We start from the raw sequence: 23,283 nt of genomic DNA, 5'->3' as shown, positions 1-23,283 counted from the left end.
GATATTCCATCTGCCCAAACATGGTGCGCTCTGCTGGCTGTTGACCAGTTCAACGAGCGGATAGTGGCTTTGATAAAGTAGCGGATTCGGCCTGAATTCATAGAATAAGTGCGGCCACTGGGAGGCTGATATCTCTAACGATTAAAAAGCATTTTGCTACGGATATGTTCAAGAGCCTATTCGTTCAAGAGTGTGTGTTCAAAAGCGTATATGTTCATGAACGGTCAAGAAGTTTTAATCAATTGTGTGCTTTTAATTCCTAGTGGACTCGACTTTAAACTCTTATGTATTGCTCTTTGTGGTGCAGCATATTGTTTGTTGCACCGTTTTGGGATGCCCTTTTAGTCGGAGTAAGCACTTGGTTGATTTTAACTGGATTGCCGGTGAAAAATTATTTCTCTTGACCGTATGAAGGAAAGGTTATAAAGAATAAAATTCCTTATAAATGCTTAGAGGGGAAATAAATTGCTTATTGATCGTTTTGATTTGAAAATTCTTGAACAGCTTCAGCGCGATGATAGTCTTTCTATTGCACAGCTTGCAGAAGGGGTTGGTCTCTCTGTTACGCCGTGTTGGCGGCGAATACAAAAGCTGGAAAAAGACGGAATTATAGAAAAAAGAATTGCCGTACTGAACCCTGAGAAATTGAATCTTAGTCTTACTGTGTTTGTGATGGTTAAAACGGATAAACACAACCAAGCTTGGCTTGATGCATTTCAGGAGACGGTTAAAAACTTTCCTGAGATCGTAGAAGTTAATCGCCTTGCAGGTGAATACGACTACTTACTCAAGGTCATTACGCGTAATAACCAATCTTATGATGCCTTTTATAAAAGGCTGATTGCGAAAATAGAGCTCAGTAATGTCACATCGTGCTTCTCAATGGAACAAGTCAAGAAAACCACCGAGCTCCCCCTCGGCGATCTCTCGTGAGTGGATAGAGCGCCTACAGAGTGGGGTCATTGGAGAAGGGCGCTTGATCCCCGGCCCATTTGGAGACTGCCCCTTGCTCTATGCCGATTACACGGCGTCGGGAAGGGCGTTGGATATCGTCGAGCGGGCAATTCAAGAGGAGGTATTGCCTCTCTATGCCAACACGCATACTGAAACCTCTTACACCGGAAAAATGACCACGCGGCTACGGGAAGCTGCTCGCCAAGCAGTGGCGGAGTCTGTAGGTGCTGATGACGAATATGCGGTCATTTTTGCTGGTGCTGGTGCAACCGCGGCGATAGACCGTTGCTGTCGCATTCTTGAGCTGACCCATGGGCAAGTGGCAGCGAAGGCCGCTAAGCCGGTTGTTTTCGTTGGCCCCTATGAGCATCACTCCAATGATCTGGTATGGCGTGAGTGCGATGTTGATCTGGTACGTACTCCTCTGGATAGCCATGGTCTTATTGATCTGGAGGTGCTTGAGCAGCAATTGCAGGCACATGCCGATCGCGACGTTAAAGTCGTGGCGTTTTCGGCCGCTTCTAATGTCACAGGTATTCTGTCGCCCGTGGCCCAGATAGCCAAGTTAGCGCACCAATATGGTGGCTTGGCTGTGTTCGACTATGCGGCAAGTGGGCCCTATGTAGCGATCAATATGGCAGGCAGCGGCCAAGGCGATCATTTGGATGCCGTCTTCCTTTCCCCTCATAAATTTGTCGGTGGGCCTGGGAGTTCCGGCGTGCTGGTGATTCGCAAAGCGGTGTGCCGCAATGCGAAGCCATCTATTTCGGGTGGCGGCACGGTATCCTATGTAACTGCCTCCCATCATCAATATGTTCAGAATGTCGAGCGTCGGGAGGAAGCGGGTACACCTAATATTTTGGGTGACATTCGCGCGGGGTTGGCGTTCCGTATCAAAGCAAAAGTTGGCACTGAGACCATTGAGCTGCGCGAGCAAGAATTGGTGGCCATGGCGGTGGAGCGCTGGCAAAAAATAGCTAACTTAAACCTGCTTGGCTCACTTGATGCGCCCAGGTTGGCCATCTTCTCGTTTAATATCACTGCTGGAGAACGGGCGATACACCATAACCTCGTGGTTGCCATGTTGAATGACCTATTCGGTATCCAGGCTAGAGGTGGCTGTTCCTGCGCGGGCCCTTATGGTCATGAACTGCTTTCCATTGATAGCGATACGGCTGCAGCGCATGAAGCGTTAGTCCAAAAAGGTAGAAGCATATATCGCCCAGGTTGGGTAAGACTCGGATTTAACTTCTTTTTTAGCAATGAGTCGGCTAACTATGTAATATCAGCGGTCGAGTTTATTGCGCGTTATGCCCCAGTATTAATGAAACTTTACTCTGTGGATGAACATAGTGGTGTTTGGGTTGCCCAGCGCCCTGATGCGTCAGCTCAATCCGAAGAGTCAGTAACGCCATGCCTATTGGATACGCTTTTCACTAAGGATGCATCTGTTGGAACAGCTGACGAGGCCACAGTGCTTGATTGCTTTGCCAGAGCGCTTGAATTGGTTGAGCTGGCGAAAGCCTTGCCTTTACCCGCTAATCGCCACGCTGAAGATGTACCCGTTCGTTGGTTCTGGTGGCCCCATGAAGCCGAACAGGCCATGCAGACACAAGCCGAGATGATGCCATGACCCTCACTCCCTCTTTGGCCGGTGCCGGCCTTGAAGCCTTGAATGCACGCGTGAAGCACGACCTCGCCTGTCTGAACCTGCCGCCTGCTAATTGGGTCCCCTCATTAGAGAGAGAGGATGGGCGGCACGTTTACGATGTCGTGATTGTGGGCGGTGGTCAGTGCGGTTTAGTAGCGGCTTTCGCGCTATTGTCGGGAGGTATCGCCAATATCCGCATTTTTGATCGCAACCCGGCGGGTAAAGAAGGGCCCTGGATGAACTATGCCCGTATGGAGACACTGCGTTCGCCGAAAACATTACCAGGGCCCAGCTATGGGTTTGCATCACTGACCTTTCGGGCTTGGTATGAGGCGCAGTTTGGCACCGAAGCCTGGGAAATTCTTGACAAGATTCCGCGGCCTACTTGGATGGAGTACCTTTGCTGGTACCGTGAAGTTCTCAACCTGCCGGTCGAAAATAGTGTCAAGGTTGAGCATGTTAAGCCCGAGGGAGAGCTACTCAGTCTTGAGCTTTCTGGCCCAGGCGCGACGGCTGAACGTGTTCTAACACGTAAACTGATTATGGCGACTGGCCGTGAAGGTACCGGTGCCCCCAAGATTCCCGATTTCGTTGCTGGTTTGCCGGCGTCTAGCTGGGCGCACACGGCGGACGATATCGATTTTACTGCCCTTAAAGAGAAGCGCGTGGTCGTGGTAGGGGTAGGCGCTTCGGCGATTGATAATGCAGCTGAGGCGCTGGAGCATGGAGCCAGCGAGGTTCGCTTCCTGATTCGCCGTCAGCAGATGCCGACGATCAACAAAATGATGGGTATTGGCTGCTATGGCTTTACTCATGGCTACGCAACGCTGCCGGATGAGTGGCGCTGGCGCATTATGCACTACTCTTTTATCACCCAAACGCCGCCTCCCCGTGGCTCGACGTTGCGCGTCAGCCGTCATGAGAATGCCTATTTTCACTTTGGTTGTGGCATTGAAAATATCCGAGTTGAAGGGGCGGAAGTGGTGATCACGACCCAGCAGGGCAAACAGGTTCGCTGCGACTTTCTGATTCTGGGGACTGGGTTTGAAGTTGACCCACTGGCTCGTACCGAGCTGGCTGGGTATGCCGATCGTATTCTGCTGTGGCGTGATCGATATCAGCCACCCGCCGAGCTTCAGCACGAAGAGCTGGGCAATTTTCCTTACGTGGATCGCGACTTTACCTTCCAGGAACGAGAGCCAGGAGCAGCCCCCTGGCTGCGTAATATCCACTGCTTCAACTATGGTGCCTCTATTAGTTTAGGCAAAGTCAGCGGTGACATTCCTGGGATCAGTGAAGGAGCTAGCTGGCTGGCAGGTGCAATTGCCGCAGGCTTTTATCGAGAAGACATTGAGCGCCACTGGCAGCTACTCGAACACTACGACTCGCCGGAACTACTGGGGGATGAGTGGGAGCCTTCCCCATTGCCTTGAATGCGTAGCGCTAACGTCGTCTTTGTATTGCAATGTTAAGGAACCGAAATGTCACATGTACTTGAAACAGCCGCTGGCGTGCCCAGCAGCGGCCCGCTGGCCGAAGCCCTGACTATGCGCGGCAAGTTGATGGAGCTGACACAAGCATCCTATGAAGCTGCACTGCTACCCAATGATGCCGGGAACCTGCCTGCCAGCTTAAGAGCGGCGCTGGCATGTCGTATGGCGAGAATTTGCCAGCAAGCTGGGCTGACACAGCACTATGCTGATTTGCTTGCCGGGTATGGCGATGATGCGGATCCTTACCAACTAGCCCTTCCGGGACAAATGCCGCCTGCAGATGAGCAGCGTTTGGTAGCGATGGTGGATTACGTTGATTTGGTCACCGAGCGACCACGGGATGCCAGCGAAGCAACAGTCGGTTCACTACGTACCGCAGGCATTGATGAAGCAGATATTGTCCGCTTAGCCGGGTTGGTCGCTTTCGTTAACTACCAGCTGCGCGTTGCTGCTGTGCTGAGTGTGATGGGGAAAAGCCAATGAGTCGTGTTATTCACAAGTTCACCACCCGGGTACCTACGTGGCGTCCCCATATCACCCCGATTGATTTTGATCAGGCGACGCCTGCTCAACGGGAAGCGCTGAAAGAGACGCCTTCCAACACCAAAATTTCTGACTATGTATTGGTGTTGGCGCATGATCCTGAGCCGCTGCGTATCCGCACTTCTCTATTTAACGGCATCATGTATGACAAGGGTGGTTTATCCCGTGAAGAGCGGGAACTGGGAGCGGTGGCAGCATCGGTCGTCAACCGCTGTATCTACTGCGCTGCCGTGCATGCTCAGCGTTATAACAACCTGACGCGTGATGAGCGGGTGATGCAGGAGATCTTCTTCAATGGCGAAAAGGCGGATATCGATGCACGTCAACGTGCCATCCTTAAGTTTGGCATGCGGCTCTCTGAGTGTCCTCCCCAAGTAACCGAAGATGATATTGCCAGCCTACGTGAAGTAGGGCTGGATGATCAGGGAATTTTGGATCTTACCCTCTCAACCACTCTATTTGGCTGGGCAAACCGGCTAATGCACACCCTTGGTGAACCTGTATCGGGAGCATAGCTTAAGCAAGCACCCGCTTTTTAAAACGTTGGCACATCCCTGGCGAGTATCTATCGGCAGCTAGTCGCTATCGGCAGTTAGTACCTATAGACAGTTAGCACCTATAGACAGCTAGTAAACATATAAGAGGAACGTCCCCATGACAAAACGTACGTTTTCGCGCTTGGCCCTGGCAGCCGCAACTTCCATGCTTTTTATTTCCCCTGCTATGGCAGAAACCTTACGCCTGGGCACGGTAGTAAGTGCTCCTCACCCATGGATTGATGCTGCTGAAGCGTTTAAAGCCGAAGTAGCAGAAGCGACCGATGGGCGTATCGATGTACAGATTTTCCCAGGTGGCCAATTGGGTAATGACCAGACAATGGTCGATGAGATTCGTATCGGTACCACCGATATGATCATTGGCGGTGTGATGAATATTTCGCCGTATACCCCTGAGTTTGAAATTTTCAGTCTTAATTATCTGTTTGAAGATATGGATAAATTTCGGGCTGCCACCTCTCCCGACTCGCCCGTGTTTGACTACTTCGCCAACGCTATGCAGGAGTCAGGGGTAGGCTTGAAGTTGTTGAGCCTGACAGGAGGGGGAACGCGCAATTTAAGTACCAATACCGGACCTGTCACCCAGCCTTCGGATCTGCAAGGTATCAAGATGCGTGTCACAGGCTCGCGCCTGGATGCTGAGATGTGGCAATCAGTCGGTGCGTTGACGACATCGCTACCATGGACAGAAATCTACACTGGCCTGCAAACCGGCGTAGTGGGGGCCTTCGAGAGCACCATCAGTGGCTATTACTCAAGCCGCCTTTATGAAGTAGCTCCTTATCATGCCAAAACCGAGCATCAGGTGATGATGAGCCATATTTCCATCAGTGAGAACCGCTTTAATCGCTTCTCGGAAGAGGATCAGGCCATCATTCTCAATGCGGCCCAGCATGCGGGTGAGTTCGGCACTGAAAAAGGAGTGGAGTACGATGCTGAGTTTATTCAGGAATTCGAGGATCTGGGGGTAACGGTGACCGAAGTCGACAAGCAGGCCTTCATTGATGCGGTCGTTCCTCTGCATGACGAGTTTGCTGAGGAACGTGGTTTGACTGAGCTGCTTGACACGATTCGCAACCTGTAAGCCGCGATCCATCAGCGCTTTGGCGTGCTGCTTTGTGTCTCATCTGCAAGCAGTGCGCCAATGTAAGGGCAGAAAAATGCGGAAAATAAACGATCTGTTGGAGAAACTCCTGACATTTATCGCAGGCTCGCTGTTTGCAGCCTTTATCCTAACGGTGCTCTATCAGGTGGTGGCACGTAACTACCTGAAAATATCAGTATCGTGGACCGATGAAGTCGCTATGGCCTGTTTCATTTGGGCGGTCTTTATTGGCGCGGCCATTGCACTACGTAAGCGTAGGCACTATGTGGTGGACGTTTTTCCTCCAAACTTTGTTATTACTCAGCGGGTATTACGCTTATTCGGTAGCTTAGCCTGTCTGCCCGTGATCTATGTACTGATTGTGCACGGTAATGTACTGGTGGATATGGGCTGGAACCGACGCTCGGTAGCGTTAGGTACGCCCATGGCCTATGTGTTCGCCGCGATCCCCGTAGCAGGTATCTCCATGTTGCTATTTTCTATTGAGACTATTCGCGATGATATCGCCAAGCTGCGTGCTGGTAGAGATGCGGCCAGTGGTGGAGAGGCCCCTGAATCATGAGTCCATTGATTACCTTGATTGGCAGTTTTCTGATTCTTATCGGCCTAAGTGTCCCTATCGCTTTTGCGATTGGTTTGGCTTCCATATTGACGATCATGCAATTAGGACTGCCCTTAACATCGGTCGTTAATCAGATGTTTGCCAGCATTAACTCATTCCCGTTACTGGCCGTGCCTTTCTTCCTACTGTTAGGGCGCCTGATGAACGACGGGGGAATCACCGACCGTCTGCTACGCTTTGCGGATAGTACCGTTGGGCATGTCCGTGGCGGCCTGGGCCACATCAATGTCATGGTATCCATGATGTTCGCCAGCCTTTCGGGGTCTGCAGCTGCAGATACTGCCAGCGTGGGGGCGGTACTCATTCCTGCAATGAAGAAGTCGGGCTATCCCGCGCCGTTTGCTGTGGCATTAACGGCCGCATCGTCCGTGCTGGGGGGGATCATTCCGCCCTCGATTCTCATGGTAATTTACGGTGCCTTTGGCAACGTATCAGTGGGTGCTCTGTTTATGGGGGGCATTCTGCCAGGGATACTCGTCGGTTTGATGCAGATGGGATATGTGTATTACATCGCGAGAAAGCACGATATTAAAGCAACGGGTAAGTTCTCTTTCCGCCAAATGGGGCGTACTGCGATCACCGCTGCTCCACCTATGGTGCTGCCGCTAGTGGTGCTAGGTGGCATAACCCTAGGCGTATTCACTGCCACGGAAGCCGCTTCGGTAGCGGTTCTGGTAGGCGTGTTGTTAGCCTTTGTTTTTTATCGAGCGATACGTTTTAGGCAGCTTCCCGGCATTTTGTCAGACTCGGTTGTGGCCTTTTCGTTACCGATGTTTGCTGTCGCTTCCGCAGGCATTATGGGGTGGCTGATTTCGTACTTGGGGATCGCTCAGGAGGTCGCTAACTTTATCCTCACCGTAACGCAATCGCGGGTGGGCATCATGCTGTTGGTGATGCTGTTCATGTTAGTGATTGGAACCGTCCTCAGCCCGGTGACAGCGGTCATTATCTTCCTCCCCATTATTCAGGGGCTGTGTATCGCAGCTGATATCAACCAGATCCATATGGCGCTGGTAGTGATTTTATCGCTCACCCTAGGGTTGATTACGCCTCCCTATGGTATTTGCTTGCTTATCGCAACACAGATTGGCGAAGTTTCCATGCCGCGTGCTTTTATGGCAGTAATACCGCTAATAGTGCTCATTATGTCGATCATTATCGCCATGATACTACTGCCAAGCGTCTTTCTGTATTTACCGCAATTAGTGTTTCCAAAAGCGTTTTAGTAAGGTGGGGTAGCGTTATATTAGCGCTACCCCCACCTCGACGATGCCAAATGTCGCTACCCCAGCTGCGACCGGCCAGCCTAATGAGCGTAACCGCGACCATACCCACAATGTGACGGTAAGACCGATAGTCGTGGCAATCCATGAAACGGCACTCGGGCTCACTGGCACGATGGAAACACCGAGCACAGCGGCGATCATCAGCGGGCCGAGAATACTCAGCCATTGAGGCATATTGTTAATACCGGTCTCGCTATTTATCCGGCGCTGCATCCATAGAAAAGGCACCACACGCATCAGCAACGTACCTATCGCGGATATCATCACCGCTAACCACAACGCGCTACTCATTACTTCCTCTCCTTTTTTCAAACTTCACCAGATAGAAGCACAGCGCGCCACAGGCGGCCGCTAGTGGGATGGCTACGTTGCCCCATCCAGTCAGCGTTAAACAAAGCGCAGCAATGATGGTGAGTCCCATTGCTACTGCCCAGCGTTTATCGGTAAAACGCGGAGCCACCATGGTGAGAAATAGGGCAGGCAGCGCGAAGGGCATAATTTCACCCAGCAACGGCCAGCGGGCGGTAAATGCTTCGCCAGCGGTAGCCCCCACGGCAGTGCCCACTGCCCACGCCCCCCACGCCAGTAACGATGCACCTACAAACCAGCTGAAGCGCTTCGCGTCAGGCAACTGCGGAAGCCTGGTTAATGCCAGAGCAAATACCTGGTCGGTTAGGCCGTGCATTAGCCATGGCCAGTGGCGGCTGCGCGGCAGCAGCTCTGCTAGGTTAGGGCCGTACACCACGTGGCGCACATTAATCAGTAATGTCATTGCTACCACCAACCATAGCGGTGCGCCGGTGGCGATCATGCCCACAAACAAAAACTGCGAAGCACCCGCGTAAATCAGCGCAGATATAGCTGTGGCTTCCCATGTGCTAAAGCCAGCTTGGCTAGCTACCAAACCAAACGACAGCGCCACCGGTATGTAACCGCCTAATAGCGGAATCGCTTCCTGCACGCCTTGCAGCGCGCTGTGCCACGGCGAGTGGCTGACAACTTGGTTCATGGTGCATCCTCCTGTTCGCCGTAAGTAATGGTGAGTAGCATGGTGGCCTCTTGGTCTTGGGTGCGGTAAAAGTGAGGCTTATCAGCGCTAAAGGTGATGCTTTCGCCAGGGGCTAGCGCAGTAACCGTCCCTTCTGGGCCGACTTCGAGCCAGCCGCTGATCAGGATCAACGTTTCTTGAGTACCCAGGGTGTGAGCTTCGGCGTGGCGCAGGGTATGGGGAGCGCAGCGCATCCAATAGGCATCTACCTGAGGCGAGCCTTTTCCCTGGTCAATTAACTGAACTTGTACGCCATCTTCACCTAAAGGCACAGAGATAGGCGCAACCAGGGTGCCGAAGGGGACATTAAGCTGTACTGCTAACCGCCAGATGGTATCCAAGGTGGGGTTGCCATTACCTTGTTCCAGACGGCACAGATTCGATTTGGCAATGCCAGCGGCATTGGCTAGGTGGGAGAGTGACCAGCCCCGCGCTTGGCGAAGGGATTGCAAATGCTGGCCTAGGGTACTTAGTGAGTGCTCATCCATTCTATTATCTCGCTGTTCCTTTTATAGAACGTTCTATATAAGGAACAGCGAGAAGTCAACCAAATTGCGTTATAACGTGTGGTCAGAGCTGGAAGGTTGACGGGCTCGGCAAGCTGCTGCAGTGAACAGCACATCCGTTGAGGAATTCAGCGCGGTTTCGGTCGCGTCTTGTACCACGCTGATGACAAAGCCAATTGCCACTGCTTGCATGGCGACTTCTGTGGGAATGCCAAATAGGTTGGCAGCCATCGGAATGAGCATCAGCGAACCACCGGCTACGCCTGAAACACCGCAGGCAGCCAGTGCAGACACCACGCACAGTAGTAGGGCAGTGGGGAAGTCAACGGTAATGCCTAGCGTATGGGTGGTCGCCAAGGTAATCACCGTTATGGTGATAGCGGCACCACACATGTTGATCGTTGCACCGAGCGGAATAGAAATAGCGTAGGTGTCGGCATCCAGCTTTAGGCGGCGGCACAGCTCCAAATTTACGGGGATATTCGCCGCTGAGCTGCGGGTGAAAAAGGCGGTGATGGCACTGCCGCGTAGGCAGGTGAACACCAGTGGGTAAGGGTTCTGACGGGTAGTGAGGTAAACGAGCAGCGGATTGCTAACCAGAGCAACAAACAGCATACAGCCAACGATGACACCTAGCAGTTGAGCGTAGTTGAGCAATGCTTCTACCCCTGACTCTGCCAAGGTTCCCGCGACTAAGCCAAAGATGCCAATCGGCGCTAAGCGAATTACCAGCGTGACAATGCGGGTGACAGCAGTGGATAAATCGCTTAACGCTTGGCGGGTGGTGTCGCTGGCTTGGCGTAGCATTAAACCAAGGCCAATGGCCCATGCCAGAATAGCGATAAAGTTCGCTTCCATTAGCGCACTTATCGGATTAGCCACCGCATTTAATAACAGATCCCTTAGAACGCTAAAAATATCCCCAGGTGGATTGCCGTCAATTTGCCCCGCATTCAATGCAAGTTCGGTAGGGAATAGAAAGCTTGCCGCCACTGCAATTAGCGCAGCGACTAATGTGCCTACCACATACAGTATGAGCACGGGGCGAATGTGAGTGGGTTGACCTTTCTTGTGTGCAGCGATGGCAGCGGTAACCAGCACAAAGACTAAAATAGGGGCTACTGCTTGCAGCGCGGCAATAAATAGCTGACCAAGCAGTGCCACATTGCCTGCAATGTCCGGTGTGAAAAGGGCGATGAATATCCCGGCAACAATGCCAATTAAAATCTGTGGGATAAGGCCCAGCCGGAAAAGTGGCTGAAACACGGTGTAGATGGTGGCGATCATTGCGCGACTCTCAGGTAGTAGAAGGGGAAACGTTGTGGCGACAGGCTGTGGACGTGCCTGAAAGGGGCAGCATTCTACCAGCTGTGAGTATCTCGCGGGCAGTTGGGTGAAAAACTTGGGGAGGGCGCCCAATTAGATAAGTAACTGACGATATAATGTGCTGATCGCTATGTTTGGCTCTTGGCGATACCCAAGTTGCAATCTATCGCTTCTCTTAACAGAGAAAAGAACAGGGAACTTATCAATGCGCATCAAAGTGTTATTCGCTGCACTGCTGATACTGTGTAGCTCTTCGCTTGCAATGGCTGCCGACTACCATATCGATATCACTAATCGTACAGGCTATATCTTGTATTACATGTATATAAGCCCAGTCGATTCAAAAAGCTGGGAAGAGGATGTGCTCGGTAATGATGTCCTGATGGATGGTGATACTCAACGGGTGGCGATTACGGGGTATGACAGTCCCTACTTCGATATTCGTTTAGTCGATGAAGACGACGACAGTTACACCTTCTGGAAGGTAGATGTATCTACCCGGGATCTTGTGGTTACGCTAGATGATTTAGACTGATAAAAATTCCCAACGGTTTGCCTCCCCTAACAGCGCCCTTACTGATGATTCTTCGGGATAGAGGCAAGCCGTTTTGTTGAGCACTCCGTGTTATCAGCGTTTAACGCCACATAACATTGTCATGATGCTGGGGCACATCGCCGGATAACTATCTCTAGTTGATGATGCTGACTATCTAGGGGCACTCGAATGGGCATACCAACCTCCGTTTCTGCTAAGCAAACGCCATCCAGTGTTGCAGTGAGGGCTTGGCTTAAGAGGGCTTGGCTTAAGAGGTTCTGACTTAACGTCGCTGGAGAAGCTTGCGCGTTGATCACCTTGATATGATAGTGCGATTGGGCAAGGGTAATGTCAGCAGTAAAATGCGGCCAGCTCGCTGGCAGGCAGGGATAAATTACCAGCCAGCTAGCTTCCCGGCGAATGCCTAAAATACCCTCCATACCGGCTTGATACATCCAACCGGCGGCGCCGGTATACCATGTCCAACCTCCTCGTCCCACATGGGGCGCCACAGAATACACATCAGCAGCGACCACATAAGGCTCAACGCGATAGCGGGTAGCCGCTTCCGTTGTAGTGGCATGGTTGATGGGATTAAGCAGTGTAAACAGCTGATATGCTTTGTCGCCTTCACCCAGCTGGGCAAAGGCCAAAATTGCCCACATTGATGCATGACTATACTGCCCGCCATTTTCGCGCATTCCAGGTGGATAGCCGCTTATATAGCCGGGATCCTGCTTCGGGTGATTAAAGGGAGGCCAAAAGAGCAGCGCTAACTGCTGATCGTACAGAATAAGTTCGCGCTCCAGGGAGTGCATAGCGAGCATCGACCGCTGAGGGTCGCTGGCGCCGGAAAGCACTGCCCATGATTGGGCGATGGAGTCAATCTGGCATGCATCACTTTGTTTGCTGCCTAGCCAGCTGCCGTTGTCGTAAGTAGCTCGGCGATACCACTGGCCATCCCAAGCGCTGTTTTCAAGCGCTAGGCGTAGCGCATGGACATGTTGAGACCAACGAGCGGCGCGTTGAGGATCATCTGAGTGGCAGGCTTGGGCCTCGCGCTGCTCGGCAATTGGCGCAAATTGATGAAGTGTTTTAAGCAGCAACCAGCCTAGCCACACACTCTCTCCCTTGCCCCCAGCACCCACGCGGTTCATACCGTCATTCCAATCCCCGCCGCCTATCAGCGGCAAGCCATGTTCACCCAGTTGCGAAAGGGTGATATCCAGTCCGCGTGCGCAGTGTTCAAACAGTGGGGCGGTTTCCAGCGAGGTGGTCGGCTGGAAAAAGTGTTCGTGCTGATGCGGCGACAGCAGTGCGCCGTCTAGAAAACTCACCGGCTCATCAAGCACCGTTATGTCATGGGACGTTGCGATATAGCGTGCGCAGGCGTAAGCCAACCAAACCCGGTCGTCAGAGATGCGCGTGCGCACGCCTTGTCCGGAATGTGGCAACCACCAGTGCTGTACATCGCCTTCAGGGAATTGACGTGAAGCCGCTCGCAGTAAATGCTGGCGCGTTGTAGCGGCGTTGCTAAACGTCAATGCCATGCAATCTTGCAACTGATCGCGAAAGCCATAGGCGCCGCTGGCTTGGTAAAACGCTGAGCGAGCCGTTAAACGGCAGGCGATGGTCTGATACAGCAGCCAACCGTTTAGCATGATGTCCATCGCCCGATCAGGTGTTTTGACCTGTATGGCATTGAGCTGCGTATTCCAATGGTCATGAATGCTGGCAAGCTCTGCATCAATGTCAGCATCACGAAAACGGGTAATCAGCCTCGCAACGTCGTCATTGGAGCCACCCTGACCAAGCAATACGATAATGTCGACTGTTTCTCTTGGGGCTAGCGTCACGGGACGCTGAAGAGCGGCGCAGGGGTCTAGTCCCGCGCCTAACGTACCGGAAAGTGGCGTTTTACAGCGTAACCCAGCCGGTTCGGCCAGGTTTTTGCTATAACCGATAAACTCGCTGCGATTGCCAGTCCATTGCGTAGGTGGCTCGCCAATATCGAGAAAAGCCACTCGGCCTGGGAAGTCGGCATTCCATGGATTGGTAACTAACAACGCACCGCTTTCTGGTACTTGCGACGTAATCAGGAAGGGAGCTGATGTGCTGCGCGACGTGCCCAAAACCCACTCTGCATAAGCAGTCACAGAGAGTTTGCGTGTCCGGTTTGAATGATTAGTCAGTCTCAACCGTGAGATGCGCAACGGGGCATCCAGAGGCACAAAGTGCAACAGTTCTAAGCTAAGCTCGTCATTCTGATGTTCAAATTGGCTATAGCCAAAGCCATGACGCGCAACGTAGCGGCCTGAGTCACGTATCGGGCTTGCCGTTGCGGTATAAAGCTCGAACGTCTCTTCATCTCGGACGTAAACAGCATCTCCGCTTGGGTCAATGACGGGGTCATTACTCCAGGGTGTCAGCTGGTTTTCTCGGCTGCTGTCTGCCCATAGATAGCCAGCGCCCTCTGCCGATACTTGAAACCCGAACTGTTGATTGGCAATGACATTAATCCATGGCGCAGGCGTTGAACTGCCCGCTTCTAGGATGGCGACATACTCTCGTCCTTGCTTTGCAAACCCGCCCCAACCATTAAAAAGCTCGAGTGTTGGCCGCTTAAGTTGGTGAGGAGTAGGAGCCTTATCTATCAACGGTCTGGGGAGGGCGCGTTTAGTAATGGCAAGCGGAGGCTTGACGGTGCTCTGACCAGACAACATAACAGACAGCTGAACGGCAATTGATCCTCGGTGCGCTATCAGCACCACGCGAGCAATTGATAGCAGCTGAGAGCGTGACTGGGCGCTTGCTAAGTCGGCGCGTAGGGCATAAACCGTTCCCTGGGCATAGCCATTGTGAAGCCGGGGTCTTGCCTGGCTGCTGAGAATCGTGGCTTCAATGGCTTGCTGTAGATCTTGAATATAAGAGGACGCACGCTCATTGATGATGACGACATCGACTTCGAGACGTTTCATGCGCCAATACTCATGGGCGCGAAGTAATTGATGCAATTGTGGCAAATCGTCAGTGGATTCAATTCGCAGCAATACAATGGGTAAATCGCCGGAGATCCCGTGTTGCCATAGCAGCGACTGTTGAGCTGCGCCGCTTTGAATCGTTTTCTGGGGGGCTCTAAAGCGTGCGTCTGGATAGAGCAGTGGGGCAGCCAGCCGCTGAAAGTCGGCGGCCTCCTCTGGCTGAGTACCCAAATGACGTAGCTGCACTTGCGCTTGAGTCCAGGCGAGCATTTTTGCTCGCTCAAAGGAGCTAACATCATGATGTTTATCAATGAGATCCATCAGCGCCTCGCGTGAGCCGGCAACGACCGTCCAGTAAGCGATGCGGGCGGCTTTACCTGGCGCGATCCGCAGGCAGTAGCGCGATGCAAAAATAGGGTCAATAACACTGCCTACCGTGCCTGATAAATGCTGGCCTTCAGCAAGTGCCGTCGCTGTGGAAATACGGTTGCCCCGGCCGATAAATTGCTCGCGGTCGGTCTCATATTGGAAATCTCCCACAGTATCGCCTTCCACTACGGCGAAGTGAGCTGCCCACACTTGCGCTTCGCTGGGGTCCCGCCGCCGACGGGTGGCGACTAGCGCATTGAATGCTGGAAGGTATTCAGTAACCACGAACATTTTGGCAAAGCTAGGATGGGCGTTGTCGGTACTCGGCGTGGTGAGTACTAATTCTGCATAAGCCGTAACATCAATGTCGCAGGTTTGGCGTCCATTGTTGGTCAGTGTTAGCAAGCGTACTTCGCTGTCATCTTCCCCAGACACCAGGATGTCTAAGTGACTGGCAATAGATTCGTGCCGATGGTCATAGCGAGCATAATCTTCAGCAAATAACACGTGATTGTCGTCGTTATTCGCGCCGGTATGTGATTCCAGTGATTGTCCTGTTGCACTCCAAACGCTTGGACGTCGCGTATCGCGGAGAAAAATAACGCTTCCCCAGTGATCGCGTGTGGTATCTGGTTGCCAGCGAGTGATGGCAAGGTTGTGCCATCGGCTGTAGCCGCCACCTGTTGCGGTCAACATGACAGAGTAGTTGCCGTTTGAGAGCAGGTGAGTCACCGGAGGTCCGTTGATGCCGGTTGATAGCCGGCGCACGGTTTGTGCTTCGTTGATGGTTTGGCTAGCGGTTGATTTCACCTCTTCGGCACGGGGATAAGCAATAGCCACATCCCGTGGAATGCGCTCTTGAAGCAATAGCTCGCTCGCCTGAATTATCGGTTCGCGGTGGAAGCGTTGTCGCATCTGCCCACGATGGAGCGTATTAGCGATGGCGACGATGGTCATGCCTTGGTGGTGCGCCATATAGCTGCGCACAATCACCAGCTTGGCGCCTTTGGGGAGCCGTGAGCGGGTCAGGTCTAGCGCTTCGTAGTAGCCATAGCGTCCTAGCGCGCCCATTTCTGCAAGGCGGCGATAATTTTTGAAGGCCCCCTCCGGGTCGATCATTGCCGCCAGCCCCGTTGCGTACGGCGCGACCACTAAATCGGCCGATAGACCACGCTTCAGCCCTAATCCAGGCACCCCAAAATTGGAATATTGATAAGTATGCTCTATGTCCCGTGCGTTATACCCTGACTCAGAAATACCCCAAGGGGCTGAAAACTGGGCGGCGTATGTTTCCTGGCGCTTAACTATCAGACGGTTAGTTTGCTCCAATAGGCTGCCAGCGGGTGCGCGCATTATTAGCGACGGCATCAGGTATTCAAACATGGAGCCTGACCAGGAGATCATTGCCGCGCCCTCTTTTAAGGGGGTGGCAGCGCGCCCAAGTCGGAACCAGTGGCGAGTGGCTACATCGCCTTTGGCAATGGCAAACAGGCTGGCCAGCCGTGCCTCTGAAGCCAGCAGGTCATAACAACTGATGTCCAGACTGGCGTCATCTAGCGAGAAGCCAATCGACAGTAACTGCCGCTCAGGGTTGAGAAGAAACGCAAAATCCATGCTGAGGGCAAGCCGTCGCGCTTTACTGGCCAGTTGCTGGAGCCGCTTTACATGTGTGCCGTTGGCGATTGTGTTGTTTGTGTGGTCACCGCTATGCTGTGCAGCCGTTTTGTGTAGTGCTGCCACCCAAAAAAGCACATCTTTATCATCGTCACTAGCGAGATGCTCATTGAAAAGGTCACCAGCGATACTAAGTGCCTTTTTGGTTTGCTTAGTGAGGGCTTCCAAGTCTAATGGCGACGTTTTATTTGCGCTTACGAGAGTGGCGATTTTCTCAAGCTGTTCAGTGAGCGGTTTGGTGGGCGAAGGTGTTTCTGCTGCTTGGGAGGAGCGCTTAAGCTCTTCACATTTAAGTGCTTCGAACGCCAATGCCAATGTATCGGCTATAGCTTGGCGAGGGTCAGGTGAAAACGTTGTGTCCTGCCAGGTTTCCAAGGCGTTAGCGAGAGTAATGAGGTGACCAGCAAGGTTGCCGCTATCGACAGTAGATACATACCTAGGGTTTAGCGGACGTAGATCATCGATTGCATACCAGTTAAAGAAGTGGCCACGATAGCGGGGCAGGGTATGCATAACGGCAAGTGTTGTTTCTATACGGCTTAGCGCGTTGGGGTTACCGATCCAACCAAAATCACGCGCTGCCAGTATCGACAGCAGGTATAGACCCATATTGGTTGGTGACGTGCGCTGGGCGATAACCGGCCGAGGCTCTTCCTGAAAATTGTCCGGCGGCAGCAAATTGGTCGATGTAGTTACAAAGGTTTCAAAGTAGCGCCAGGTTCTACGCGCAATAAGCCGAAGCTCAAGGGCGATTTCTTCTGCTATGAGAGGTTGGGTCGCAATACTAGCCGTACTACTTAGCCAAGTTGCCAGCGCAGGTGCTGCTACCCAGAGTAGTGCGATCGGCAAGACCACTAGCCAAACACTACTGTTAAACCATAACGCACTGAAGGCAATGGCTACGCCAAGTAACGTACCGGGTGCCATGTGCCGATAAAATCTCCAAACGGTCAGGTGTGGGCATTTCATCGTCTGGGCCGACGATGTCCACTCTAGTAAATGGCGGCGAGTTATAAAAACGCGTATCAGAGTGCTAACAATGGCATCTAGCATCCGCCACGCTTGGTCGGGGAGAAACATCAGTTGCAGCAAAATTTGTTTCAATCCCAGCGTCAGTTCATCCCACCATTGTTGGAAGTGGTAGCGAAGGTTGACGCCTGCGCGCAGCGGAGCTAACGACGTTATTAACGACAGTAAGACCGGTATGCTAAAGGTCATAATGACCATTAAGCTGCTGACAACGGCCATCATGAGAGGCAGTTGCCAGCTCACTGCAAGGCAGGCTAATAGTAACGGGGGGAGCAGCGACCGGCGTAGATTGCCGAGTATTTTCAAGCGCCCTGAAGGCGGTAACGAAGCTGTTAATAGCCAAGGGAGTAACTGCCAATCACCTCGCACCCAGCGATGTTGGCGTTTGGCCACCACATCATAACGGTCTGGAAAGTCTTCTATGACTTCAATATCTGATGCCAGTCCTGCTCGGGCAAAAATGCCCTCAAACATATCGTGGCTTAGCAGGCTGTTTTCAGCGATACGGCCCTCTAACGATGCTTCAAAGGCATCAATATTATAAATACCTTTCCCTGCAAACGAGCCATCACCAACTAGGTCTTGATAAAGGTCTGAAATGGCGGCGGCATAAGGGTCAATGCCGCCTGGAGAAGAGCACAGCTGTTGATAAATAGAGCCTCTTTCGCCTGTAGGCATCGATTGAGTGACGCGCGGTTGCAAAATTGCATAGCCTTCGACTACCCGCCGTTGCTGCGGATCAAATCGAGGGTGGTTTAACGGGTGGGCTATTTTGCCAACCAGTTTGCTGGCGGCTCCTCTTGGCAGGCGTGTATCGGCGTCCAGCGTGAGAATATAGTGCACATTTCTTGGCAGGGAAGGTGGGTCCCTGAAGGTCGTATCGGTTGCGCCACGTAACAGTTTATTGAGCTCATGAAGCTTGCCCCGTTTGCGCTCCCATCCCATCCAGCATTGTTCACCTGCGTTGTAGACGCGGTTGCGGTGCAGTAAAAAGAAGCGCTTTTCATGGCTAGCAGGACAGTAGCGTTTGTTTAATTCCTCAATGCGTTTTTCACAAATGCTTAACAGTGCCTCATCGGTGGCTAGTTCTGCCTGCTGGGCATCAACACCATCCGTTAACAGTGCATAGCTAATGGCACCGCCATCACTACCCAGGTGGTGCACCTCAAGCCGATCAAGCTGTTCTTTTAAGTCGGCTTCATTGGTCAATAGCGTTGGCATTGCCACCAGCGTACGAAGAGAGGGGGGAATACCTTTGGAGAGGTCTAGGCTAGGCAGTGGCTGAGCGCCGATATTATAAATAACGAAACGATTGACGATAGACGTAGCGATCTCAATCGTGGGTAGTATGCCCAGGGCTGCCAATAACCATAACCACAGTGACGACACCTCGCCTGAATGCGTTGATAACAGCAACCACCCGGCCAATACCATTAAAGCGACTGACGTCGCTGTCAGCATTATGACGTAGCCATTGATGCCATTTTTCAACAGCAGCTGGCGAAATCGCCGTTTCAATGGCGGGCGATAGTTAAGGCGTTCTTCTAACGTATTCCTACCCGCTGCCACTAAAAAATAACCGGGGTCTTCGACTCGTGCTGCCTCATGGACATCATCGGTCAGTGGCAGCGCTTCTCCTGACAGCGTTAGCGTATGATCAACGACTTCCAACTCGCTATAGGCTGAGCCACGGGCGAGCTCTTCCACGGCAATGCGATACTGATTACGTGTTGAAAAATCGTACTGCGCAAAGCGGCTATGCTCGCGTAATTTTACGTCTACTAAGCTGACACTTTCGAAAAGTTCAGCCCAATCGGTGCTGGAGATAAAACGCATACTGGTAATGATATTTCGCACAGTAACGTTCGCTGCACCTTGGCGCTGTTGGGTACTTTGCACCACATCGTCAATAGATTCGCCCTGGCGATTAAGCTGCTCGAAAAGCCAGCAGGCCAGTGCATTGGTATGGGGGTTAACGCCGCGTAAACGTTTGGCTAATTGAGCTATAAAGGGCGCCGACAGTGGTGTTTTCTGAGACGTAAAAGAAGGGAATTGATGATCAATTGAACCCTCATCCATTGAACAGTTATCTGTCGAGACGCTATTAGCCGATTCGTTGTTTACCGAGTCGTTGTAAGTTGAATAATGGTTGGAGGAGTCGTTTCTCTTTGGCGAGCTATTTTCAGTAGCAATCCATTTAGCCGCAAGTGTATCCGCGGCATCGCGTGCCGTTTGTTCACTAATAATTTGATCGGCAAGTCGACGTAAATTTTCAACTAATACAATGCGAAGCGTTATCGCGACCGCCCATAACTCTCCAATTGTTAGTGGCTGTATGCGTTGATAAGCTTTAATAAATGTACGTAAGTTAGCGAGTTCTATATTGCTGTCGGTATGTGCAATAAAAGCCCATGCAATACCAAAGACGCGTGGATAGCCCGCAAAGGGACCTTCTGCAAGCTTTGGTAACTGTCGGTAATAACCCGGCGGAAGGTCGCCGCGTATTTCACGAATTTGTGCTTCGATAAGATGATAATTATCAAGTAACCAAGCGGCAGCGGGAACGACATCTCGACCTTCTGCCAGCGTGACAGCGCAAGCGCGGTAAGCGGCAAGTAATACGCGTGCATTATCGTTTAGGCGGCGCGTTAACGACGCCACTTTAGGTGGGCTTGCAGTCACAACCTGCGCCAGCGCTAAACTACCTGCGTGCTGCTCAAGCCGTTCTGTACTAAACAACTCTTCACGTACTGGCGCAGAGGAGCTCCACAATGCCATAGAAGCTTTGTGTTGGCGCACACGACGAAATAAAGGCGTCTGAAAAAAAAGAGTCACGGGTTACATCCTGATGAATGTGTACAGCACAGCTCTTAAAACAATGCTTTTCTATCAGGACGATGTGCTTAACGTTCGCTGCTGTCGGTTCGATAACGCACATTGCGTGCATAACCGTTATAGGGCGATCTTAAGTGCTAGCGTAGGGTCCAATAGCCTCCCCATAGCCGCGTGGCAGTCGTGATTAGGCAAGCGACTGCGAATAGCCCCGCTAACCATGGAAAATAGTGAGGAAATAGGCAAAAGAGCACTAACGCGATAACGGTTTCTGTGCCTTCGGTTAACCCCTCTAAATAGTAAAATGCCTTTTGTGGAAAGTTTGGCCGCTCAACATTGCGTGCTTTCGCCGCAATAGCAAAGGCTAAAAACGATGTTCCCGTGCCGATAAATGCGAATAGCAGTACCGCGGCTGCCAGCGCATTTTGCCCAGGGTTAGCCAGCGCGAACCCCAGTACGACCGCGGCATAAAAGACAAAATCCAACCCGATATCAATAAACCCACCCGCATCGCTTTGCTGGCCGCTTAGCCGGGCAAGCGCACCATCCAGCCCATCACCGAGGCGGTTCAATAAAATCGCCATCAGTGCCAAAACATAATATTCAAAGGCTAATAGCGGTAGCGCGCTGATACCCACTAAAAAAGCCACTAAGGTAACTTGGTCAGGGGTAATCTGCCGGTGGTTGAGATACCGAGCCATACCGGCAAGTGGGCGATGGGTCAACGGCATAGTAAAACGGTCGAGCACGTGAGTACCTCCCTGGAAAAAGACTCAAACCTACCGTGATAAAAGTGCAGTGTCACATCAGGGGAAGGCGCGCTAACAGCTACAACTAAAGTTGTTAGACTTTGGTTGTAGTTTTCGTCAATTCGCTGGACTAATACTTGGCTGCAGTGAATAAAGGGCACCAAAAAGCCAGCTAGGCTGGTTTAAATACGCCATAGGGTGTTGCTGTGAGAAGCCCCCTTTCGATCACCTGACTGCGAACGGTACTTTGATAATGCGCAGAACTGCCACCATGACACTCTGGGAGTCGCTTTGGCACTCCCATGACCAAGTCAAAAACCTACTTATGTGTGCGTTGCCAACCTCCGGCGCTAGACGCTCATCCTCTACTACGTCAGGTGAGCAACAACACTCGGGTAGCAGACCGCCAAAGCCACCTGCCTATACGACAGCTCAAAAGGTTGGGCTAGTGCTAGGGCCGATGCTGTTTGCCTTCGTGTTGCTGTTTTTTCACCCGGCGGAGCTTAGCTTAGAAGGCCGCATGGTGCTTGCTACCACGCTTTGGGTAGCCGTGTGGTGGATTACCGAAGCCATCCCTATTCCTGTTACGTCACTTTTACCCATTGTATTGCTGCCGATCACCGGCGCCCTTGAGAGTAGTGCGGTTACGGCAGCATACGGCAATCCTATTATCTTCCTTTTCCTCGGCGGTTTTATGATTGCCTTGGCGATGGAGAAGTGGGATCTGCATAAGCGTATTGCCCTAACCATTATTTCGGTATTGGGCACCAGCATTAACAGTATTGTGTTCGGCTTTATGGCGGCCACTGGCTTTTTGTCGATGTGGGTATCCAACACGGCGTCGGTCATGATGATGCTGCCTATTGGCACCGCGATTGTCTATCAGGTAACCCAGGAGCTTAATAAGAGCGAGGGTGATCATAGCGAAGACATCGATAAATTCAGTAAAGCGCTGATTTTTGGCGTTGGTTACGGCGGCACTATCGGCGGTTTGGGTACCCTGATTGGTACACCTCCCAATATTATTCTGGCAGCGATTGTGAATGAGCTGTTTGGCGTTGAGATTACCTTTGCCAGTTGGATGATGTTTGCTTTCCCGGTCGTTGTGGTGCTGCTGTTTATTGGTTGGCTAATGCTGACACGCTTTATTTACCCGATTAACTTCAGCAACCTTCCGGGTGGCAAAGCGCTCATTGCTAAGGAAAAGGCCGCGCTGGGTAAGATCACCTTCGAAGAGAAAGCCGTGTTGGTTGTTTTCCTGTTAGCGGCATTTTTCTGGATTACCCGTTCTTTCCTGTGGCAAGGCCAAATACTCACTATTCCGGGGATTAACGACACGATGATCGCCATTGTGGCGGCAATTGCGCTGTTTTTAATTCCTTCGCCAAGCAAAGGCGGCTGCCTGCTGGGGTGGGATATTGCCAAAGACGTACCCTGGGGCATTCTGCTGCTATTTGGCGGTGGCTTGGCGATTGCTGCTGGCTTCGGTTCCTCTGGATTAGCCGCCTGGATTGGTGGTCAGATGAGTGTGCTGGAAGGTGTTAACTTCTTGCTGGTGATCTTGCTAGCCGCTGGCATGGTGTTGTTCTTGACCGAGATTACCTCAAATACAGCAACGGCCACGATGATTCTTCCGGTGCTTGCCTCGCTGGCGCTGGCGTTGGATATCCATCCGTTCGTGCTAATGGTACCTGCTGCCATGGCAGCGAATTGCGCCTTTATGCTGCCGGTGGGCACACCCCCCAATGCGATTATTTTTGCGACCGGAAAAATCAAAATTATCGAAATGGTGCGCAATGGGTTCTGGCTAAATATTTTCGCGCTACTGCTAATCGTCGCAGCGGTTTATTTCTTATTGCCCCTCATGTGGGGTATTGACTTAACCACCTATCCGGACGCGTTCCGCGACTAACCGACAGCCACTACTGTTGCTTCAGCCCCGCCATGTGCGGGGCTTTTTGTTGGGAGCTTTGGTAGCAAGCTTTTTGTGCTGCGTGACGGACAGTTTGGAATGCAGATTGCT

16 protein-coding genes are annotated in these 23,283 nt (G+C 52.1%); 10 read left to right on the top strand and 6 right to left on the bottom strand.

Going from position 1 to position 23,283, the window contains the following annotated elements; all coding sequences use genetic code 11:
* Positions 1-465 precede the first annotated feature (465 nt).
* From CEK60_RS14095 to CEK60_RS14060, 8 genes are all read left to right on the top strand, one after another.
* A complete protein-coding gene (locus CEK60_RS14095) occupies positions 466-933 on the top strand; it encodes an Lrp/AsnC family transcriptional regulator (RefSeq protein WP_089039565.1) in 468 nt (155 codons plus the stop codon).
* On the top strand, positions 863-2,587 hold the full coding sequence (locus tag CEK60_RS14090) for an aminotransferase class V-fold PLP-dependent enzyme (RefSeq protein WP_089039564.1): 1,725 nt from the start codon (positions 863-865) through the stop codon (positions 2,585-2,587). The genes CEK60_RS14095 and CEK60_RS14090 overlap by 71 nt, the downstream gene beginning before the upstream one ends.
* Positions 2,584-4,038, top strand: coding sequence for an NAD(P)-binding domain-containing protein (locus tag CEK60_RS14085; RefSeq protein ID WP_089039563.1), 1,455 nt, complete (start codon positions 2,584-2,586; stop codon positions 4,036-4,038). The genes CEK60_RS14090 and CEK60_RS14085 overlap by 4 nt, the downstream gene beginning before the upstream one ends.
* Before the next feature lie 48 nt (positions 4,039-4,086).
* Positions 4,087-4,581: a CMD domain-containing protein gene (locus CEK60_RS14080; RefSeq protein ID WP_089039562.1), complete on the top strand. Its 495-nt coding sequence runs from the start codon at positions 4,087-4,089 to the stop codon at positions 4,579-4,581.
* The gene (locus CEK60_RS14075) at positions 4,578-5,156 is read left to right on the top strand and encodes a peroxidase-related enzyme (RefSeq protein WP_089039561.1); all 579 of its coding nucleotides are present in this window, start codon (positions 4,578-4,580) and stop codon (positions 5,154-5,156) included. Before CEK60_RS14080 ends, CEK60_RS14075 begins: the two co-directional genes overlap by 4 nt.
* Before the next feature lie 139 nt (positions 5,157-5,295).
* Complete coding sequence (locus CEK60_RS14070) at positions 5,296-6,282, top strand: TRAP transporter substrate-binding protein (protein ID WP_089039560.1); 987 nt, start codon at positions 5,296-5,298, stop codon at positions 6,280-6,282.
* A gap of 76 nt (positions 6,283-6,358) precedes the next feature.
* Positions 6,359-6,865 (top strand): TRAP transporter small permease, encoded by a 507-nt coding sequence (locus CEK60_RS14065; protein WP_089039559.1) that lies wholly within the window; start codon positions 6,359-6,361, stop codon positions 6,863-6,865.
* Positions 6,862-8,151, top strand: coding sequence for a TRAP transporter large permease (locus CEK60_RS14060; protein WP_089039558.1), 1,290 nt, complete (start codon positions 6,862-6,864; stop codon positions 8,149-8,151). Before CEK60_RS14065 ends, CEK60_RS14060 begins: the two co-directional genes overlap by 4 nt.
* A 15-nt stretch (positions 8,152-8,166) precedes the next feature.
* Here the strand turns inward: CEK60_RS14060 and CEK60_RS14055 are convergent, their stop codons facing one another.
* The 4 genes from CEK60_RS14055 to sstT form a co-directional block, all read right to left on the bottom strand.
* Positions 8,167-8,502 (bottom strand): AzlD domain-containing protein, encoded by a 336-nt coding sequence (locus tag CEK60_RS14055; protein WP_089039557.1) that lies wholly within the window; start codon positions 8,500-8,502, stop codon positions 8,167-8,169.
* On the bottom strand, positions 8,495-9,220 hold the full coding sequence (locus CEK60_RS14050; RefSeq protein WP_089039556.1) for an AzlC family ABC transporter permease: 726 nt from the start codon (positions 9,218-9,220) through the stop codon (positions 8,495-8,497). The genes CEK60_RS14055 and CEK60_RS14050 overlap by 8 nt, the downstream gene beginning before the upstream one ends.
* The gene (locus tag CEK60_RS14045) at positions 9,217-9,747 is read right to left on the bottom strand and encodes a helix-turn-helix domain-containing protein (RefSeq protein WP_089039555.1); all 531 of its coding nucleotides are present in this window, start codon (positions 9,745-9,747) and stop codon (positions 9,217-9,219) included. Before CEK60_RS14045 ends, CEK60_RS14050 begins: the two co-directional genes overlap by 4 nt.
* 69 nt (positions 9,748-9,816) lie before the next feature.
* Positions 9,817-11,052, bottom strand: a complete 1,236-nt coding sequence (gene sstT, locus CEK60_RS14040) for a serine/threonine transporter SstT (protein WP_089039554.1) — start codon at positions 11,050-11,052, stop codon at positions 9,817-9,819.
* Positions 11,053-11,296: 244 nt separating this feature from the next.
* On the opposite strand from sstT, the gene CEK60_RS14035 reads away from it, so the two are divergent.
* Positions 11,297-11,626, top strand: a complete 330-nt coding sequence (locus CEK60_RS14035) for a hypothetical protein (RefSeq protein WP_089039553.1) — start codon at positions 11,297-11,299, stop codon at positions 11,624-11,626.
* 119 nt (positions 11,627-11,745) lie between these two features.
* On the opposite strand, the gene CEK60_RS14030 is transcribed toward CEK60_RS14035, so the two are convergent.
* On the bottom strand, positions 11,746-20,514 hold the full coding sequence (locus CEK60_RS14030; RefSeq protein WP_089039552.1) for a GH36-type glycosyl hydrolase domain-containing protein: 8,769 nt from the start codon (positions 20,512-20,514) through the stop codon (positions 11,746-11,748).
* Between the two features lie 137 nt (positions 20,515-20,651).
* Complete coding sequence (locus CEK60_RS14025; RefSeq protein WP_089039551.1) at positions 20,652-21,260, bottom strand: CDP-alcohol phosphatidyltransferase family protein; 609 nt, start codon at positions 21,258-21,260, stop codon at positions 20,652-20,654.
* A gap of 271 nt (positions 21,261-21,531) precedes the next feature.
* Between CEK60_RS14025 and CEK60_RS14020 the strand changes: the two genes are divergently transcribed.
* Positions 21,532-23,172 (top strand): SLC13 family permease, encoded by a 1,641-nt coding sequence (locus CEK60_RS14020; protein WP_089040931.1) that lies wholly within the window; start codon positions 21,532-21,534, stop codon positions 23,170-23,172.
* Positions 23,173-23,283: the final 111 nt, after the last annotated feature.

This window comes from Halomonas sp. N3-2A, assembly GCF_002216165.1.
In the GTDB taxonomy this organism is placed as follows: Bacteria; Pseudomonadota; Gammaproteobacteria; order Pseudomonadales; family Halomonadaceae; genus Vreelandella.
Note: the sequence above shows the minus strand (reverse complement) of the source record. Positions and strands in the feature narration are given on the sequence as shown.

Bases quoted from the DNA above. Each gene is read 5' to 3' on its own strand.
- CEK60_RS14090 (WP_089039564.1), top strand. From the start codon at position 863: ATGTCACATCGTGCTTCTCAATGGAACAAGTCAAGAAAACCACCGAGC.
- CEK60_RS14085 (WP_089039563.1), top strand. From the start codon at position 2,584: ATGACCCTCACTCCCTCTTTGGCCGGTGCCGGCCTTGAAGCCTTGAAT.
- CEK60_RS14080 (WP_089039562.1), top strand. From the start codon at position 4,087: ATGTCACATGTACTTGAAACAGCCGCTGGCGTGCCCAGCAGCGGCCCG.
- CEK60_RS14075 (WP_089039561.1), top strand. From the start codon at position 4,578: ATGAGTCGTGTTATTCACAAGTTCACCACCCGGGTACCTACGTGGCGT.
- CEK60_RS14070 (WP_089039560.1), top strand. From the start codon at position 5,296: ATGACAAAACGTACGTTTTCGCGCTTGGCCCTGGCAGCCGCAACTTCC.
- CEK60_RS14065 (WP_089039559.1), top strand. From the start codon at position 6,359: ATGCGGAAAATAAACGATCTGTTGGAGAAACTCCTGACATTTATCGCA.
- CEK60_RS14060 (WP_089039558.1), top strand. From the start codon at position 6,862: ATGAGTCCATTGATTACCTTGATTGGCAGTTTTCTGATTCTTATCGGC.
- CEK60_RS14055 (WP_089039557.1), bottom strand. From the start codon at position 8,502: ATGAGTAGCGCGTTGTGGTTAGCGGTGATGATATCCGCGATAGGTACG.
- CEK60_RS14050 (WP_089039556.1), bottom strand. From the start codon at position 9,220: ATGAACCAAGTTGTCAGCCACTCGCCGTGGCACAGCGCGCTGCAAGGC.
- CEK60_RS14045 (WP_089039555.1), bottom strand. From the start codon at position 9,747: ATGGATGAGCACTCACTAAGTACCCTAGGCCAGCATTTGCAATCCCTT.
- sstT (WP_089039554.1), bottom strand. From the start codon at position 11,052: ATGATCGCCACCATCTACACCGTGTTTCAGCCACTTTTCCGGCTGGGC.
- CEK60_RS14035 (WP_089039553.1), top strand. From the start codon at position 11,297: ATGCGCATCAAAGTGTTATTCGCTGCACTGCTGATACTGTGTAGCTCT.
- CEK60_RS14020 (WP_089040931.1), top strand. From the start codon at position 21,532: ATGACACTCTGGGAGTCGCTTTGGCACTCCCATGACCAAGTCAAAAAC.